Origin of the sequence: Comamonas terrae, assembly GCF_001544075.1 — a bacterium.
Taxonomy (GTDB): Bacteria; Pseudomonadota; Gammaproteobacteria; order Burkholderiales; family Burkholderiaceae_C; genus Comamonas; species Comamonas terrae.
Map to the genome: position 1 here is coordinate 23,404 of NZ_BCNT01000003.1, position 15,097 is coordinate 38,500.

Annotated in this window: 14 protein-coding genes; 3 read left to right on the top strand and 11 right to left on the bottom strand. The window is 67.4% G+C overall.

The genetic code is table 11. The annotated features are described in order from the left end of the window. Positions 1 to 11: 11 nt before the first annotated feature. Positions 12 to 962, bottom strand: coding sequence for a LysR family transcriptional regulator (locus Cte04_RS03465; RefSeq protein ID WP_066473862.1), 951 nt, complete (start codon positions 960 to 962; stop codon positions 12 to 14). Positions 963 to 1,120: 158 nt separating this feature from the next. Between Cte04_RS03465 and Cte04_RS03470 the strand changes: the two genes are divergently transcribed. Continuing rightward, positions 1,121 to 1,396, top strand: coding sequence for a DUF2798 domain-containing protein (locus Cte04_RS03470; protein WP_066472101.1), 276 nt, complete (start codon positions 1,121 to 1,123; stop codon positions 1,394 to 1,396). A 68-nt stretch (positions 1,397 to 1,464) separates the two neighbouring features. Here Cte04_RS03470 and Cte04_RS03475 read toward each other — a convergent pair whose 3' ends face one another. The 9 genes from Cte04_RS03475 to ahpC form a co-directional block, all read right to left on the bottom strand. Beyond that, complete coding sequence (locus Cte04_RS03475; RefSeq protein ID WP_066472104.1) at positions 1,465 to 2,280, bottom strand: heme ABC transporter ATP-binding protein; 816 nt, start codon at positions 2,278 to 2,280, stop codon at positions 1,465 to 1,467. Next, complete coding sequence (locus Cte04_RS03480) at positions 2,277 to 3,437, bottom strand: FecCD family ABC transporter permease (protein WP_083526488.1); 1,161 nt, start codon at positions 3,435 to 3,437, stop codon at positions 2,277 to 2,279. The genes Cte04_RS03475 and Cte04_RS03480 overlap by 4 nt, the downstream gene beginning before the upstream one ends. Then, the gene (locus tag Cte04_RS03485; protein WP_083526489.1) at positions 3,437 to 4,318 is read right to left on the bottom strand and encodes a heme/hemin ABC transporter substrate-binding protein; all 882 of its coding nucleotides are present in this window, start codon (positions 4,316 to 4,318) and stop codon (positions 3,437 to 3,439) included. The genes Cte04_RS03480 and Cte04_RS03485 overlap by 1 nt, the downstream gene beginning before the upstream one ends. Then, positions 4,315 to 5,430 carry a hemin-degrading factor gene (locus Cte04_RS03490; protein ID WP_066472115.1) on the bottom strand — a complete coding sequence of 372 codons (1,116 nt, stop codon included), beginning with the start codon at positions 5,428 to 5,430 and terminating at the stop codon, positions 4,315 to 4,317. The genes Cte04_RS03485 and Cte04_RS03490 overlap by 4 nt, the downstream gene beginning before the upstream one ends. An 11-nt stretch (positions 5,431 to 5,441) precedes the next feature. Then, the gene (locus tag Cte04_RS03495) at positions 5,442 to 5,867 is read right to left on the bottom strand and encodes a hypothetical protein (protein ID WP_245633283.1); all 426 of its coding nucleotides are present in this window, start codon (positions 5,865 to 5,867) and stop codon (positions 5,442 to 5,444) included. An 86-nt stretch (positions 5,868 to 5,953) separates the two neighbouring features. Continuing rightward, positions 5,954 to 8,200 (bottom strand): TonB-dependent hemoglobin/transferrin/lactoferrin family receptor, encoded by a 2,247-nt coding sequence (locus tag Cte04_RS03500; protein ID WP_066472119.1) that lies wholly within the window; start codon positions 8,198 to 8,200, stop codon positions 5,954 to 5,956. 280 nt (positions 8,201 to 8,480) lie between these two features. Beyond that, complete coding sequence (locus Cte04_RS03505; RefSeq protein ID WP_083526490.1) at positions 8,481 to 9,272, bottom strand: alpha/beta hydrolase; 792 nt, start codon at positions 9,270 to 9,272, stop codon at positions 8,481 to 8,483. A 251-nt stretch (positions 9,273 to 9,523) separates the two neighbouring features. Next, positions 9,524 to 11,080: an alkyl hydroperoxide reductase subunit F gene (gene ahpF / locus Cte04_RS03510; RefSeq protein WP_066472122.1), complete on the bottom strand. Its 1,557-nt coding sequence runs from the start codon at positions 11,078 to 11,080 to the stop codon at positions 9,524 to 9,526. Positions 11,081 to 11,183: 103 nt separating this feature from the next. Further along, positions 11,184 to 11,747, bottom strand: a complete 564-nt coding sequence (ahpC, locus tag Cte04_RS03515; RefSeq protein ID WP_066472125.1) for an alkyl hydroperoxide reductase subunit C — start codon at positions 11,745 to 11,747, stop codon at positions 11,184 to 11,186. A gap of 90 nt (positions 11,748 to 11,837) precedes the next feature. On the opposite strand from ahpC, the gene Cte04_RS03520 reads away from it, so the two are divergent. Both Cte04_RS03520 and bfr read left to right on the top strand, forming a co-directional pair. Further along, positions 11,838 to 11,975, top strand: a complete 138-nt coding sequence (locus Cte04_RS03520; RefSeq protein ID WP_157081822.1) for a hypothetical protein — start codon at positions 11,838 to 11,840, stop codon at positions 11,973 to 11,975. 190 nt (positions 11,976 to 12,165) lie between these two features. Beyond that, the gene (bfr, locus tag Cte04_RS03525; RefSeq protein ID WP_066472128.1) at positions 12,166 to 12,642 is read left to right on the top strand and encodes a bacterioferritin; all 477 of its coding nucleotides are present in this window, start codon (positions 12,166 to 12,168) and stop codon (positions 12,640 to 12,642) included. Between the two features lie 71 nt (positions 12,643 to 12,713). On the opposite strand, the gene Cte04_RS03530 is transcribed toward bfr, so the two are convergent. Continuing rightward, the gene (locus Cte04_RS03530) at positions 12,714 to 15,011 is read right to left on the bottom strand and encodes an FdhF/YdeP family oxidoreductase (protein WP_066472133.1); all 2,298 of its coding nucleotides are present in this window, start codon (positions 15,009 to 15,011) and stop codon (positions 12,714 to 12,716) included. Between the last annotated feature and the right edge of the window lie 86 nt (positions 15,012 to 15,097).

Genomic DNA, 15,097 nt, shown 5'->3' on the forward strand with positions numbered 1-15,097 from the left:
GATCCGCAGCCCTACCCCGCCCGGCCCGGCAACCGCTCCAGCGACGGATGGCCGGGCAGCACCTCGAGCAGGTAGTCGACAAAGGCGCGCACCTTGGCCGGCACGTACTGCCGGTCGCGGAAGCAGGCAAAGAAGTCCAGCGTGCCGTCCTCGAATTGCAGCTGGCCCTTGCGTCCGGCCTTGAGCGCCAGCGGCACCAGCCGCCCCTCCTGCACATAGCGGTGGGCGATGAAGCTGCCGGCCCAGACAATGCCGCCGCCGGCCACGGCAAATTCGGTCATCGCATCGATGTCGGAACCTATGGCCGCCATGCGCAGCGGCGGATCCGTGCGCCGGCCGTCGCGCACGAACGGCCAGCGCATCAGGCGCCCGTCGCGCTCGCGCCGGTACAGCAGGCAGGCATGCTGCAACAAGTCCTCGGCCACCTGCGGGCGGCCATGCCTTTCCAGGTAGGAGGGCGCGGCGCACAGAATGCGCGGCACGGCCGCCAGCGGCCGCACCGACATGCCGGGCTCCAGCACGTCGCGGTAGCGGATGCTGACGTCCACATCCTCCTTGAGCACATCCACGTCGCGGTCCGTCACCAGCAGCTCCAGCGCCAGCCGCGGATGGCGCTGCGTGAAGGCCGGCAGCAGCGGCGCCAGCACATGGCGGCCGAAGGCGGCCATGCAGGCCACGCGCAGCCGCCCGTGCAGCTCGCCATGGACCAGGGACACGTCGGACTGGGCTTTTTCCAGCTCGTCGAGCACGGGCGCCACGCGGGCCAGATAGCGTTCGCCGGCCGCCGTCAGCGCCATGGAACGCGTGGTGCGCGTGATCAGCCGCGTGCCCAGCTCGCGCTCCAGGCGCGCGATGTTCTGGCTGGCGGCCGCCGGGGAGATGCCCAGCTGGCGCGCGGCCGAGGCGATGGAGCCCCCCTCCAGGGCTTTGACAAAGGTTTCGATGGCACGCAGATTCGGCATGAATGCCAATGTATCGCCAAATGCATTCGCAATTTCAGCTTACGAGTCATGCAAGCCGGGCCCACCTACCGCGGCGGCGGCGGGCTGCGTACAGTGCGGGCCTGGTTCGGGATCTTTCCTTTCCGGCCCCGGTTCGCTTCCTTCACCCAAACCACGGCATGACACCCACACAGAACATCGCCAGCAACGGCGCCCTCCCGCGCCGCAAGCTGCATCCCCGCTACACACCCATCGTCTTTGCCTTCTACATGGCCGGCATCATGGCCTTTCTCATGTGCTGCACCATCGTGGCGGCCAACAGCGGGCTGGGCGCAGGCTATCTGCAGCGCGTGCTGCAGGCCTATGCCCTGGCCATGCCCGTGGCATTTTGCTGCGTGATCCTGGTGCGCCCCGTGGTGGCACGGCTGGTGGCGATGACGGTGCATTCCGGCTGATCCGCTACTGGATCAATAGCTTCTGACGCCTTCCAGCCATTGTTCTCCAGCCGATTTATCCACAAAATCTAGGCAGCCAGAGCGCCAGCCGCTACAAAAATATATTGCAGCGTGCCGTCGCTGCCGCGCACGGGGTCGCAGCGCATGCCCCAGATGCGCTCGGCCAGCGCCGGCTGCAGCACCTTTTCGGCAGCCCCGTGGAACACGCCGGCCGCGCCGCCCAGCACCAGCACATCGTCGGCGTAGCGCAGCGCCAGGTTCAGGTCGTGGATCACGGCCACCACGCCCACGCCCTGCTCGCGGGCCCAGCCGCGCAGCAGCTGCATGGCATGGTGCTGGTGCGCCAGGTCCAGCGCGGCCGTGGGCTCGTCCAGCAGCAGCCAGCGCGCGCGGCCGTCGCCGGGCGCTTCCCAGATCTGTGCCAGGGCCCGCGCCAGATGTACGCGCGCCCGTTCGCCGCCCGAGAGCGTGTTGATATTGCGCTGCGCCAGGGGGGCCACGCCGGTCAGCGCCAGCGCCTCGGCCACGATGGCTTCCTCGCGCGGGCTGGGCTGGCCGCGGTGCGGGTAACGGCCCAGCTCCACCACCTCCTGCACCGTGAAATCGAAGGCCACGGCGCAGTCCTGGGGCATGAAGGCACGGCGGCGCGCCAGGCCCTCCATGCCCAGGGCGGCCAGGTTGCACCCGTCCAGCAGTACCGCGCCCTGCTGCGGCGCGCGCTCGCCGACCAGCATGGACATCAGCGTGGACTTGCCCGCGCCGTTGGGCCCCAGGATCGCGGTGAAGCGCCCGGCCCGCAGCGCAGCCTGCACCGTAGCCAGGCGCGGCCCGCGCGCCACGCCCACGCCCAGGCCGCGGCATTCCATGACGGAAACGGCACTCATACCTTGCTCCTGAACTGGCGCAGCATGGCCAGGAACAGCGGCACGCCGATGAAGGCCGTGAGCACGCCCAAGGGCAGCTCGGCCGGCTTGACCACGGTGCGCGCCACCGCATCGGCGCCTACCACCAGCGCCGCCCCCAGCAGGGCCGAGCCCGGTAGCACGATGCGGTGATCAGGCCCGGCTGCCAGCCGCACCCAGTGCGGTGCCACCAGGCCGATGAAGCCGATCACGCCGGTCGTCGCCGTCACGGCGCCCACGGCCAGGGCCGCGACCAGCACCGCGCGGCGCTTGGTGCGCTCCACCGCCACGCCCAGCAGGCCGGCCTGGGCCTCGCCCAGCGCAATCGCGTTCAGGGGCCGCGCCAGCGCCAGGCCCGCGGCCAGGCTGGCCGCCACGGCCGCGCCGACCAGGGCCACGGCGCTCCAGCGCGCGGCGCCCAGGCTGCCCAGCAGCCACATCTGCAGGTTGCGCAACTGCTCGTCGGTGGAGATGAAGCTCAGAAAACCCAGGCCGGCGCCGGCCAGCGCATTCACGGCCACGCCGGCCAGCAGCATCAGGCCCATGCGCGTACCGCCCTGGGACTGGCCCAGCGCATAGATCAGCGCCGTCACCAGCAGGCCGCCGCCGAATGCCATGGCGATCAGCGCCCAGCTGCCCAGCGTATGCGGCAGCCAGGGCAGATACATGCTGCCCAGCACAATGGTGAGAGCCGCCGCCAGGGCCGAGCCGCTGCTCACGCCGATCAGGCCGGGATCGGCCAGCGGGTTGCGGAACAGCCCCTGCATCAAGGCGCCCGCCAGCCCCAGGCCGGCGCCCGCGGCCACGCCCATGAGCAGGCGCGGCAGGCGGATATTGAAGAACACCAGTTGCTCCGGCCCCGCCGGTGAATGCCCCGTGACCGCATTGGCGATGACGGACAGCAGCTGCGCCGGAGCGATCGCATAGGCGCCGCTGGCGCTGCCCAGCACCACGGCCGCCAGCACCAGCATCAGGCCCAGCAGCAGCGTGGCCCGGCGGCTCAGGCGGCCGCTGGCCGTGCGCCAGCGGGATGCGGCCGCAGATGGCGGGGCCTTGCCGGCAGCCGGGCAGCGCAGCGACGGCTGGGATTGCGCTCTCTTTCTCTCGGCGCCGGCGGCCGTCTGCGGCAGGCTACCCATCAGGCCACCCACTGCAAGGTACGCAGGTGCAGGGCCTGCACGGCGCCGGGCAGGCGCGGGCCGAAGCCCAGCAGGTGGCTGGCTTCCAGCGCCACCAACGCCTTCTTCGCATAGGCCGGCGTCAGCGCCAGCTCGGGCCGCTGCCAGAAGGCCGTCTCGCCGCCCAGGGCTTCGATGCCCTGGGTGGTGCTGATGATGACTTCGGGCGCCGCGCTGGCCAGGGCCTCGGCGGTCAGCGGGCGGTAGCCTTCGAACTGGTCGATCACGTTCGCCGCACCCGCATAGGCCATCAGCGCCTGGGCCGCCGTGCCGCGCCCGGCCACCATGGGACTGCCCGAATGCGCGAGGATGAACAGCACGCGCGGCTTGCGCGTGGCCTGCGCCACCTGGGCCTGCACGCCGGCCCACTGGGCATCGAGCTGCGCCATCAAGGCCGTGGCCTGCTGCGCCCTGCCGGTCTCGCGGCCCACCACGGCGACTTTCTCCTGCACCTCGGCCCAGTTGTGGCGCGACGGCACCAGCGCCACGCGCACGCCGGCCTGGCGGATCTGCTCCAGCACCACGGGCGGTCCCGCCTCGCTGGTGCCGATCACGGTATCGGGCCTGAGCGACAGCAGCCCTTCGGCCGAGAGCTGGCGCACATAGCCGACCTTGGCGGTCCTGCGCACGGCTTCGGGGTAGAGGCTGGTGGTGTCGGTGCCCACGAGCTGGTCCTGCGCCTGCAGCAGGTAGACCACCTCGGTCAGCGCGCCGCTGAGCGAGACCAGCCGGCGCCCCTTGGCCTGCGCTCGCACCGCGCCGGGCAAGGCCGCGGCCAGCGCCACGCCCGCCAGGCATTTCAGGCCGCGGCGGCGGCCGGCCAGGGCCATTCCGGCCGTCATGCCGCCACCTCGGCCCGGCAGTCCAGGCGCGGCAGTCCGGCCACCAGTTCGCGCCATGCCGGCAGCTCGGCCTGGCCGGGCTTGCGCTCGCCAAAGAACATGGCCATCAGCTCGCCCGCGGCGTCGAAGACTTCCACGGCCGTGACGATGCCGTCCGCCGTGGGCTTGCGCACCACCCAGGCCGTGTCGATCAGGTCGGTGCGCAGGTGCAGGTTGAAGCCCCTGTCGAGCACATTGATCCAGCGCGCGCCGCCGGGCGTGTCCATGGGCTGGATGTTGTTCACGGGGCCGGTGTGGATCTGGATGCAGCCCTTGCTGCCCACGAACACCATGATGGACACGCCGTCCACGGCCGCGTCGCCCAGCAGCCGGACCACGGCCGCGGGCTCCAGGCGTTCGCAGAACTGCGGCACCAGGCGCAAGGCCTGCTGGCGCTCCACACCGAATGTGCGCAGCATCTCGAAGAAGTCGTGCGTGTCCTGGAGTTCGCTCCAGGCCCGCGCCAGCCCGGCCACGTCGATTTCCGTGTCGGCCCGGGGCGCAGACCTGGGCATGGAGGGACGGAACACATGGCCGGCGGAAGGCTCGGCAAAGCGCTCGACCAATGCATCCCAGGCCGCCATGTCCGTGGCTTCGCGCGCGAAGACCTTGTGCACGGCGCAGCCGCTGGCATCGAAGAACTGCAGGCTGCGCGCGGCCGGGCGGTTGCCATTGGCGCCATCGGCCACGGCAAATCCCGCATGCCAGTGCATGAAGAACAGGCGCAGGTCGATCTCGCGGCTCAGCGCCAGCCCGACCGGCCCGGTGGCGGAAACGTTCCGGTAGACACCGGTCTTTTCGTGGACCGTGGATTCGTTGCGCGTGAGCGCCATGACTTCGCCGCAGGCCTCCAGGCCCTGCAGGATGGCCAGCCATTCGGCGCGCAGCGGCGTGGCCTTGAGCGCGTACCCGTGCGCGCCGCCATGGGCGGCCACCACGGCGCCCTCGCTCAGTTGCAAGGCCTCGGCGGCATCCCGGGCGCGCAGGCCGGACTGGCGCTTTTCGGCAAAGCGCTGGCGGATGGCGGCCGCATCGCCGCCCAGGGACGGCGCGCGAACGGTTGCATGATTCATCGTGGTAGGGGTCATTGAAGAGTCTCCAGTGGCTCGTGCCAGAGCACGGAAAAGGGAAGAGAAGCAGGGCCCGAGGTACCTGCCAGCGCCTGGATGGCGGCGGCGCGGCTGGCCGCAGCCTGTTCCTGCGCCGCCTGCTGCCAGCGCTGGCACAGGCGCAGCAGAAAGGCGCGCATGTCGGGAGAGCGGTCCGCACCCCCGGCCGGCCGGGCCAGAAGCGCCAGCTGTTCGGCCACCCTGGAGGCCATGGCAGCCTTGTGCGCCGTGCAGCAGCCGTGGCCGAAGCCGGTCATCAGCGCCAGCGTGGCCGCCAGCAGCGCCTCGCCCTCGGTCAGCAGGTATTCCTCGTCCCGGGAACCTGGCGTGCCGCGCTCGTGGCGGGCTTCGGTTTCCTGGGCGGCCTGGGCCTGGCCAGGCTTGTCGGCGAATCTGTGCATACCCATCTCCCATTGAAAAACATGGAAAAACCAGCGCTATCGCTTGCACATCAAGCGCTGGTAGCTATCAATTCAGAAGAACCGGCTCAAAAATCCTGCACCAGCGAGACGCGCAAGTTGCGGCCCGGCTGGGTGTAGGCATCGACATAGGCGGGGTTGCCCGTGAGGCCGCGCACATCGCTCCAGCGCCAGTACTTCTTGTCGGTCAGGTTGTAGAGGCCCACGTTCAGGCGCGTGCCGGGGCGGATGCGCCACTGCGCGCTCAGGTCCAGCACCGTGGCCGCGGGGCTGAGCCAGGCGCCTTCGGCGGCATCCCCGGCCTTCTTGCCGGCCCAGTGCGAGGCGGTGAACTGCACGCCCACCCGGGCTGCGTCATAGCGCACGCCCATCACCAGCTGCCGGGGCGAGATGGTGTCCAGCGGCGTATCGGTATTGGTTTGCCGCCCCCTGGTGTAGCCGTAGGCCGCGTGGGTGCGCCAGTTGCCGCCCGCATGGCGGCCCCAGTCGTAATCGGCCTTGAGCTCGAAGCCGCTGATGCGCACGCGGTCCAGGTTGACCGACTGGTAGATGCCGGGGTTGTTGCGGTTGCCGGGCTGGCCCGAGACCAGCTGCTGGTCCTGGATGAAGTCCTTGTAGCGCCCCGTGAAGACCGCCGCATCCACCTTCAGGCGCTCGAGGCGGCCGCGCAGGCCCAGCTCGAAGGTATTGCTCTTTTCGGGCTTGAGGTCGGGGTTGGGAATGTTCCTGTAGTAGTAGAACGGGTTCTCGAAATAGGCGTTGATCTGGCCCGCATTGGGCGCCCGGAAGCCCGCGGCGTAATTGCCGTAGACCGACCAGGCATCGCTGGCCTGGAACATCACGCCGAGCTTGGGCGAGACGGCGGAAGCCGAGTTGCTGGCCACGGCGGGCAGAAAGCCGGCCTGCCTGGGCCGGATGCTGTAGTGCTCGGCGCGCACGCCGGGCGTGACCGTCCACAGGCCGTAGTTGAGCTCGGCCTGGGCGAACAGGGCCGTCGATGTCTCCGTGGTGTCGGGGAAGCGCTTGAGCGGGAAGCTCTCGCCCGCGGCCGGCGTCACCCCGTTCTGCTCGTTGACCACCTTGTTGCGGCTGTAATCCACGCCGTAGGTGAGCTTGCCGCTGACCGAGGCGCCCCAGCGCAGCAGCTTGCTGGCCTGGGCATGCAGCTGCAGCGCATCCTCGTCATAGGTGACGTCGCGCTCCCGGTAAGGCAGGTTGAGCCGGGTCTCGTTCACCCATTCGCGCGAATCGGCGCTCTGATAGCTGGCCATGAGGCGCAGCTCGTCGGCCCAGGCGGCACCCAGCTGCTGCCACTGGCCCTGCCAGCTCGCGCGCCAGCGCTGCATGCGGGTGCGGGCCTGGGAATCCAGCGTGGTGCCGGTCAGCCCCGCACCCCGGGCGCTGAGCAGGTCGTAGTCGGCGCGCTTGTCCACGTTTTCCAGCGTGAACACATGCTTTTGCACGGCCGACGGGGTGTAGACCAGACGGCCCAGCAGCGAGTGGCTTTGGTCGCTTTCGGGATTGGGTGCGGTGCGGCTGCTGCCCACGCCATGGTTGACGCCCATGTTCTCCAGCGCATGCGCGCGGCCGATGCCGGCCGACAGCAGCCAGCTCCACTCCCCGCTGGCGCGGCCGGTCAGCGTGGCGCCCACGCGCTTGCCATTGTCCGAGCCGTCGTAGCTGGCCGATACGCGCCCGCCGATGGCCTTGCCGTCCTGGAGCAGGTCGCCGGGCTCCATGGTGATGAAGTTCACCAGGCCACCCATGCCGTCCGAGCCATAGAGCGCGGGCACCGCGCCGCGCAGGATTTCCACGCGCTGCACCAGCCCCAGGTCCAGGTAATCGCGGCCGAAGGCGTTGGCACTGAACGAATAGCTGCGCGGCAGGCGCACGCCGTCCACCAGCATCAGCACGCGGTTGCCTTCCAGGCCGCGGATGTTGAAGCCGCTGTTCTGGTCGCGCCCCGCCGACGAGCCTGCCAGCGTGAAGCGCGCAGGCGCACGCGGCACGGTCACATTGGGCAGGCGCCCGGCCAGTTCGCGGATGTCGCCGATCTGCGCCTCCTCCATCTGACGGGCATTGATCACGTCCACGCTCATGGGCAGGGCATCGGGGTCCTGCTCGTCGCGCGAGGCGCTGACCACGACGTCGCGCATCACCGGCGCATGGCGGCCCGCCGCTGCGGCAGCCACGGTGGCCTGTCCGGCCTCGGGTTCCGCCGCCCAGGCACTGCCGGCACAGGCCAGCGCACAAGCCCAGGCCAGCGGATGGAGCGCAATGCAGGCGCGCGAATGCAAAACGGTGGCTGAGGCCATACCAGAAACCCTCTCTGTATTTGGAATGAAAACAAGAGCTGGCTTCTGGAAGCGGCCGCAGGCTTCAGGCCTGCAGCCCGCACCGCATGTGCTGGCTGGGATGCACCTAGTATATGCGAATCATTCTCATTAATTCATGAAACCCATGCGCGCATTCCGCGAAAGCGCAAACCTGCCGCGGCCCTCCCGGTCGTGCCGCCCAACGCAAGAAGGACTGCCGCGGCAGTCCTTCTTGCAGGGTGTTCCCCGCCCGCCCGGGGCCGTGGCGAACGATGCGATGTCAAGGCACGGGTTGCTGGATCCACTGCGCAATGTCGGCCACCGCTTCTGCCTCCATGCCGGCATAGCCATGCCAGTGCATGGCATGGCAGGGGTCGCCGGACGGATTCCCGCCGCCCTCCACCAGCATGATTTTTTTCACCGGTGCCTGGGTGAGGCTTTGCAGCACCCCGGGCAGGGCGCCCGGAGGGCAGATGCGGCAGGCATCCCTGGCATGGTGGAACAGCAGGACTGGCACGCGGATATGGCCCAGGTCCAGGCTTTGCATGGAGCCGGGCTCCCTGGCATCCACAATGCTGGAACTGAGCACCACGCCGGCAATCACGCCATCGGGCAGCTGGCTGGCGGCGGCGGCCGCCGAGGTCGTGCCACGGCTGGTGCCCACCAGCCACAGGGGTGCTGAACTGCGCTGCCTGACGGCATCAACCACCTTGCGCACGTCCTCCATGTGTTCGGGCGACATGCGCTCCCGGGGGGTGATCTCCTGCCCGTTGGCGCGGCCGAAGATGGCCACATTCAGGCCATGGGCCACGAAATCCTGCTCGGTGCGCACCAGAAAATTGTTGCTGCTCGGCCTGCCCTGCTCCATCTTGCCAAAACCGCCCAGCCCGCCGGGAAACAGCAGCACGGTTGCCGTGGCCCGGGGCGCCGGATGCCAGAACACCGTGGTCTCCACCCCCGTCCGGGTGGGCAGTTTCAGCACCGATCCCTGCTCCTGCCCGAGGGCCGCAGGCATGAGCGCGGCCAGGCACAGGCCGGCGCATAGCGAACGAATGGCGGAAATGGCTGGCATGGTGCTCTCCCATAAGGCCCGGTACTGGCAGCGATGTGATGGAAAGCTGCGGGCCAGCCGCAATGACGTGGCCTGCAGTGCCGCAAAGCATAGCCCTGCGCCCGGCTGCGGTCCACTCCGGCCGCCCCGGCTTGCCAGGCTGGCCCGGCAGGAGCAAGCCCCACCGGCAGCGCAAAAAAGGACTGCCTGGGCAGTCCTTTTTTCATAGCTATCAGCGCTTTTGCATCAAGCGCTTCAGTCCATTTTCATGCTCAATGGCGAATCATGAAGTCAAAGGCCGACAGCGCTGCCGTGGCTCCCGCGCCGGCGGCGATGATGATCTGCTTGAACGGCACGTTGGTGCAGTCGCCGGCGGCAAACACGCCGGGCAGATTGGTCTCGCTCTTGGCATTGATCTCGATCTCGCCAAAGCGCGTCAGGTTGACCGTGCCCTTGAGCCATTCGGTGTTGGGCAGCAGGCCGATCTGCACGAAGATGCCTTCCAGCGCCACGGTCCTGACCTCGTCCGTGGTGCGGTCCTTGTAGGTCAGGCCCGTCACCTTCTTGCCGTCGCCGTTCACCTCGGTGGTCTGGGCGTTGAGGATCACGGTCACGTTGGGCAGGGTGGCCAGCTTCTTTTGCAGCACGGCATCGGCCTTGAGCTCGCCGGCAAACTCCAGCACGGTCACGTGCCGGACCAGGCCGGCCAGGTCGATGGCCGCCTCGATGCCCGAGTTGCCGCCGCCGATCACGGCCACGTCCTTGCCCTTGAACAGCGGGCCGTCGCAGTGCGGGCAATAGGTCACGCCCTTGGTGCGGTACTGCTCCTCGCCCGGCACGTTCATGTTGCGCCAGCGCGCCCCGGTGGACAGGATCACGGTCTTGGCCTTGAGCGATGCGCCGGATTCGGTCTGCACCTCGATCAGCCCGCCCTCCTCGGCCGCCGGAATCAGCTTGGCCGCGCGCTGCTGGCCCATGATGTCCACTTCATAGTCGCGGATGTGGTTTTCCATCGCGGCGGACAGCTTGGGGCCTTCGGTCTTGCTGACCGAGATGTAGTTCTCGATGTCCACGGTGTCCAGCATCTGGCCGCCGATGCGGTCGGCCGCGATGCCGGTGCGGATGCCCTTGCGGGCCGCATAGATGGCCGCGGCCGCGCCGGCGGGGCCGCCGCCGACGATGAGCACGTCGAAGGCGCCCTTGGCCGAGATCTTCTCGGCTTCGCGCGCCGCGGCACCGGTATCGACCTTGGCCACGATCTCGGCCAGCTCCATGCGGCCCTGGCCGAAGCGCTCGCCGTTGACGAAGACGGTGGGCACGCCCATGACTTCGCGGTCCTGCACTTCCTGCTGGAACAGGCCGCCGTCGATCGCGGTATGCGTGATCTTGGGATTGAGCACCGACATCAGGTTCAGCGCCTGCACCACGTCGGGGCAGTTGTGGCAGGACAGCGAGTAGTAGGTCTCGAAATGCAGCGGCGTGTCGATGTTCCTGACCTGCTCGAGCAGGTCGGCCGATTCCTTGGAGGGATGGCCGCCGACCTGCAGCAGCGCCAGCACCAGCGAGGTGAATTCATGGCCCAGGGGCACGCCGGCAAAGCGCACGCCGGTGTCCACGCCGGGATTGGTGATCAGGAACGAAGGCTTGCGCACGGGCAGGTCGTTGTTCTCGACGACGGTGATCTTGTCGCTGAGTTCCTTGATCTCCTGCAGCAGTTCCTTGAGCTCGGCAGCACCCTTGCTGTCATCCAGCGAAGCCACCAGCTCCACCGGACGCTGCAGGCGCTCCAGATAGGCTTTCAGTTGGGCTTTCAGGTTGTTGTCAAGCATTGGGAACTCCTTGTATCTTGCAAAAATTCGGGAAAAAAAAGCCCGGGCGCCAGGCACCCGGGCGTCTTCAACAGTTCAACTGTGAATGTTCAGCTTGCGCCGATCAGATCTTGCCGACCAGGTCCAGCGAAGGAGCCAGCGTCTTTTCGCCTTCCTTCCACTTGGCGGGGCAGACTTCACCGGGGTGCGAAGCCACGTACTGGGCAGCCTTGACCTTGCGCAGCAGGTCGGCAGCGTCGCGGCCGATGCCTTCGGCGGTGATTTCCATGGCCTGGATCACGCCCTGGGGATCGACGATGAAGGTGGCGCGGTCGGCCAGGCCCTGGCCTTCGCGCAGGCAGTCGAAGTTCTGGCTGATCTGCCATGTGGGGTCGCCCAGCATGGTGTACTTGATCTTGGCGATGGTGTCGGAGGTGTCGTGCCAGGCCTTGTGCACGAAATGGGTGTCGGTGGACACGGAGTACACCTCGACGCCCAGCTTCTGCAGTTCGTCATAGTGGTCAGCCACGTCGCCCAGCTCGGTGGGGCACACGAAAGTGAAGTCAGCGGGATAGAAGAAGAACACGGCCCACTTGCCCAGGACGTCCTTCTCGGTCACTTCGATGAACTTGCCGTTCTTGAAGGCTTGCGTCTTGAAAGGCTTGATGGTGGTGTTGAGTACGGACATTGCTGTTTCCTTTTGGTGAGTGATTGAACACAGGAGAAAGTGTAGGCCTCATTGAGCAATCAATCCAATCAATTGACTTGATATTATTGATTGCAAAAAACTATCTATCTTTCTTCTTCTTTGCAGGGCATGGCGGGCGCGGTGCGCCTGCAGAAAGGCCCTGCTCCCTATTTTGGACTGCAATTCGGGCATTTCAAGCCAAAGCCCGGCATGGCTGCCATGACATGACTTCTTGTCACAAGTCCGTCAGGCTGGCGGCTTCCTGCGGGACGCCGCTGCATGCACCGGGCGTAACGAGAACGCACCTCATATGCAGCCAATGCGCAAGGACGCGGGTTTAGTTGATCTATCGCATAAACCCTGGACAATCGAAGCCTGACAAAAGCCCCCCCGGACAATCAACAAGGAAGGATTCCCCATGAAAGGCGACGCGCAAGCAATTTCCTGGCTGCAAGCCCAGCTCAAGAACGAGCTCACCGCCATCAACCAGTACTTTCTGCACTACCGCATGCTCAAGCACTGGGGCTTCGACAAGCTGGCCAAGAAGGAATACGAGGAATCCATCGGCGAGATGAAGCACGCCGACTGGCTGATGGACCGCATCTTCATGCTCGACGGCCTGCCCAACCTGCAGGACCTGGGCAAGCTGCAGATCGGCGAGGACGTGCCGGAACTGCTGGCCTGCGACCTGCGCCTGGAGCAGGCCGCCCAGCAGACCATCAAGGAAGGCATGGCCCACTGCGAATCCGTGCGCGACTACGTCTCGCGCGACCTGCTGCAGAAGATCCTGGACGATACCGAGGAGCACATCGACTTCCTCGAAACCCAGCTGGACCTGATCGAGAAGGTCGGCGTGCAGAACTATCTGCAGTCGCAGATGGGCGAGGTCGAGTGAGCGCGACGGCAGGAAAAGCCGCCGGGCGGCCATGACAAAGCGGACCCCGGAGGTCCGCTTTTTTCATGCCGTCATGCCGCCTCGGAGACGCCACCCTGCCCCGCGGCCCGGCGGATGCGCACAGGAATCGACTTGTAGGAAGGCGTGCCGCTCTCCTGGTCGATGTAGTCGAGCGACACCAGCACATTGGCCTCGGGGTAGTAGGCCGCCACCGTGCCGCGGGCAATGCTGTATTCGATGGCGGTGATGTTTTCCATGCGCAGCAGGCGCGTGGACGAGACCGTCTCGATGTCCACCAGGTCGCCATGCTCGAGCCCGTGCGCCGCCAGATCCTCGGCATTCATGAACAGCACGTCGCGGCGGCCGAACACGCCGCGGTAGCGGTCGTCCATGCCGTAGATGGTGGTGTTGTACTGGTCGTGGCTGCGGATGGTCACCAGGCGCAACACATCGTCGGGCCAGGGCTCGTAGCGCTCGCGCACGCCCGCAAACACCGAGAACATGGCCTTGCCCGTGGCGGTATTCCACTGGCGTTCGGTGGGCGGCAGCGGCATGCGAAAGCCGCCGGGCACGCGGATGCGCCGGTTGTAGTCGTCAAAGCCCGCCACCGTGCGCTCGATGAGGTCGCGGATGCGGTCGTAGTCTGCAATCAGGCCCAGCCAGTCCACCCTGCTGCCCGGCAGCGTCGCCCGGGCCATGCCGGCGACGATGGCGCACTCCGAGCGCAGATGCTCCGAGGCAGGCTTGAGCTTGCCGGCCGAGGCATGGACCATGGACATGGAGTCCTCGACGGTGATGGACTGCGGCCCGCCGGCCTGCACATCCAGCTCCGTGCGCCCCAGCACCGGAAACAGAAAGGTCTGCTTGCCGACCAGCAGGTGCGAGCGGTTGAGCTTGGTGCCCAGGTGCACGCTGAGCTCCAGCTGCTTCATGGCGGCAAAACTGCGCTGCGGATCGGGCATGGCCACGGCCAGGTTGCCGCCCAGGCAGATCAGCGCCTTGGCCGAGCCGTCGGCCATGGCCTCCATGGCCTTGACCGCATCGTGGCCGTGGGCCTGGGGCGGCGTGAAGCCGAAGACCTGCTCCAGGCGCTGCAGAAAGGCTTGCGTGGGCTTTTCGGAAATGCCGACCGTGCGGTTGCCCTGCACGTTCGAATGGCCGCGCAGCGGGCAGATGCCGGCGCCGGGCTTGCCGATGTTGCCGCGCATCAGCAGCAGGTTGGCAATCAGCTTCACATTGGCGGTGCCCGTGTTGTGCTGGGTGATGCCCATGCCGTAGGTGACGATGGCTGCCGTGGACCGGGCATAGGCCTCGGCCACCTGCTCGAGCTCGGCGCGCCGCAGGCCGCTTTCCTTCTCGATATCCGCCCAGCCCGTGGCCTGCAGATCGGCGGCCAGCGCATCGAAGCCCTGCGTATGCTCGGCGATGAAGGCATGGTCGAGCACGCCGCCGCGCTCGGCTTCCAGCGCCAGCAGCGCCTTCATGATGCCCTTGAGGGCCGCCGCATCGCCGCCGGCCTTGACCAGGTAGTAGGTGGAGGCGATGTCGGTCGAGCCGTAGGTCGCCATTTCCACCAGGTTCTGCGGATCGGCAAAGCGCTCCAGCGCCCGCTCGCGCATGGGGTTGAACACGATGATGGGCACCTTGCGCCGGGCCGCTTCATGCAGCGTGCCCATCATGCGCGGATGGTTGGTGCCGGGATTGTGGCCAATCGAGAGAATGAAATCGGTGTGGTCGAAGTCGTCCAGCGAAACCGTTCCCTTGCCTATGCCGATGGACTGCGGCAGGCCGGTGCTGGTGGCCTCGTGGCACATGTTGGAGCAATCGGGAAAATTGTTGGTGCCGAACTCGCGCGCAAACAGCTGGAACAGGTAGGCAGCCTCGTTCGAAGCCCGCCCCGAGGCATAGAACTCGGCCTGATCGGGGGAGTCGAGGCCCCTCAGCGCTTCGCCGATGCGCTCGAAGGCCGCCTCCCATTCAATGGGGCGGAACTTGTCGCTGGCCGCGTCATAGGCCATGGGATGGGTCAGGCGGCCGAAATTCTCCAGCTCGAAATCGGACAGCTTCAGCAGCGAGGACACCGTGTGCTCGGCAAAGAACTCGGGCGTCACGCGCTTGCTCGTGGCTTCCCAGGTCACGGCCTTGGCTCCGTTCTCACAGAACTGGAAAGTCGAGCGGTGCTCTTTGTCGGGCCAGGCGCAGCCCGGGCAGTCGAAGCCCGTGGGCTGGTTGGTGCGCAGCAGCAAAACGGGGGCTTCGACAATCTCCATCTGCTGGTGCACGGCCTTGGCCGTGGCGCGCAATGCGCCCCAGCCGCCGGCAGGGCCGTCATAAGGGCGTATGCCCGGCACTTCGCGTCGTTTGTTCATGGGTGGCCTTTGTTGGGTCTGGCGGGACTGGGTGAATGCGGGATCTGCCAGGGCGGATCCCACCTGTCCCATCCTCCGCAGCATGC

Excerpts from the sequence above, each read along its gene's own strand:
- Cte04_RS03495 (WP_245633283.1), bottom strand. The coding sequence starts at position 5,867 with ATGCACAGATTCGCCGACAAGCCTGGCCAGGCCCAGGCCGCCCAGGAA.
- Cte04_RS03480 (WP_083526488.1), bottom strand. The coding sequence starts at position 3,437 with ATGGGTAGCCTGCCGCAGACGGCCGCCGGCGCCGAGAGAAAGAGAGCG.
- ahpC (WP_066472125.1), bottom strand. The coding sequence starts at position 11,747 with ATGTCCGTACTCAACACCACCATCAAGCCTTTCAAGACGCAAGCCTTC.
- ahpF (WP_066472122.1), bottom strand. The coding sequence starts at position 11,080 with ATGCTTGACAACAACCTGAAAGCCCAACTGAAAGCCTATCTGGAGCGC.
- Cte04_RS03530 (WP_066472133.1), bottom strand. The coding sequence starts at position 15,011 with ATGAACAAACGACGCGAAGTGCCGGGCATACGCCCTTATGACGGCCCT.
- bfr (WP_066472128.1), top strand. The coding sequence starts at position 12,166 with ATGAAAGGCGACGCGCAAGCAATTTCCTGGCTGCAAGCCCAGCTCAAG.
- Cte04_RS03470 (WP_066472101.1), top strand. The coding sequence starts at position 1,121 with ATGACACCCACACAGAACATCGCCAGCAACGGCGCCCTCCCGCGCCGC.
- Cte04_RS03475 (WP_066472104.1), bottom strand. The coding sequence starts at position 2,280 with ATGAGTGCCGTTTCCGTCATGGAATGCCGCGGCCTGGGCGTGGGCGTG.
- Cte04_RS03500 (WP_066472119.1), bottom strand. The coding sequence starts at position 8,200 with ATGGCCTCAGCCACCGTTTTGCATTCGCGCGCCTGCATTGCGCTCCAT.
- Cte04_RS03505 (WP_083526490.1), bottom strand. The coding sequence starts at position 9,272 with ATGCCAGCCATTTCCGCCATTCGTTCGCTATGCGCCGGCCTGTGCCTG.
- Cte04_RS03465 (WP_066473862.1), bottom strand. The coding sequence starts at position 962 with ATGCCGAATCTGCGTGCCATCGAAACCTTTGTCAAAGCCCTGGAGGGG.
- Cte04_RS03490 (WP_066472115.1), bottom strand. The coding sequence starts at position 5,430 with ATGAATCATGCAACCGTTCGCGCGCCGTCCCTGGGCGGCGATGCGGCC.
- Cte04_RS03485 (WP_083526489.1), bottom strand. The coding sequence starts at position 4,318 with ATGACGGCCGGAATGGCCCTGGCCGGCCGCCGCCGCGGCCTGAAATGC.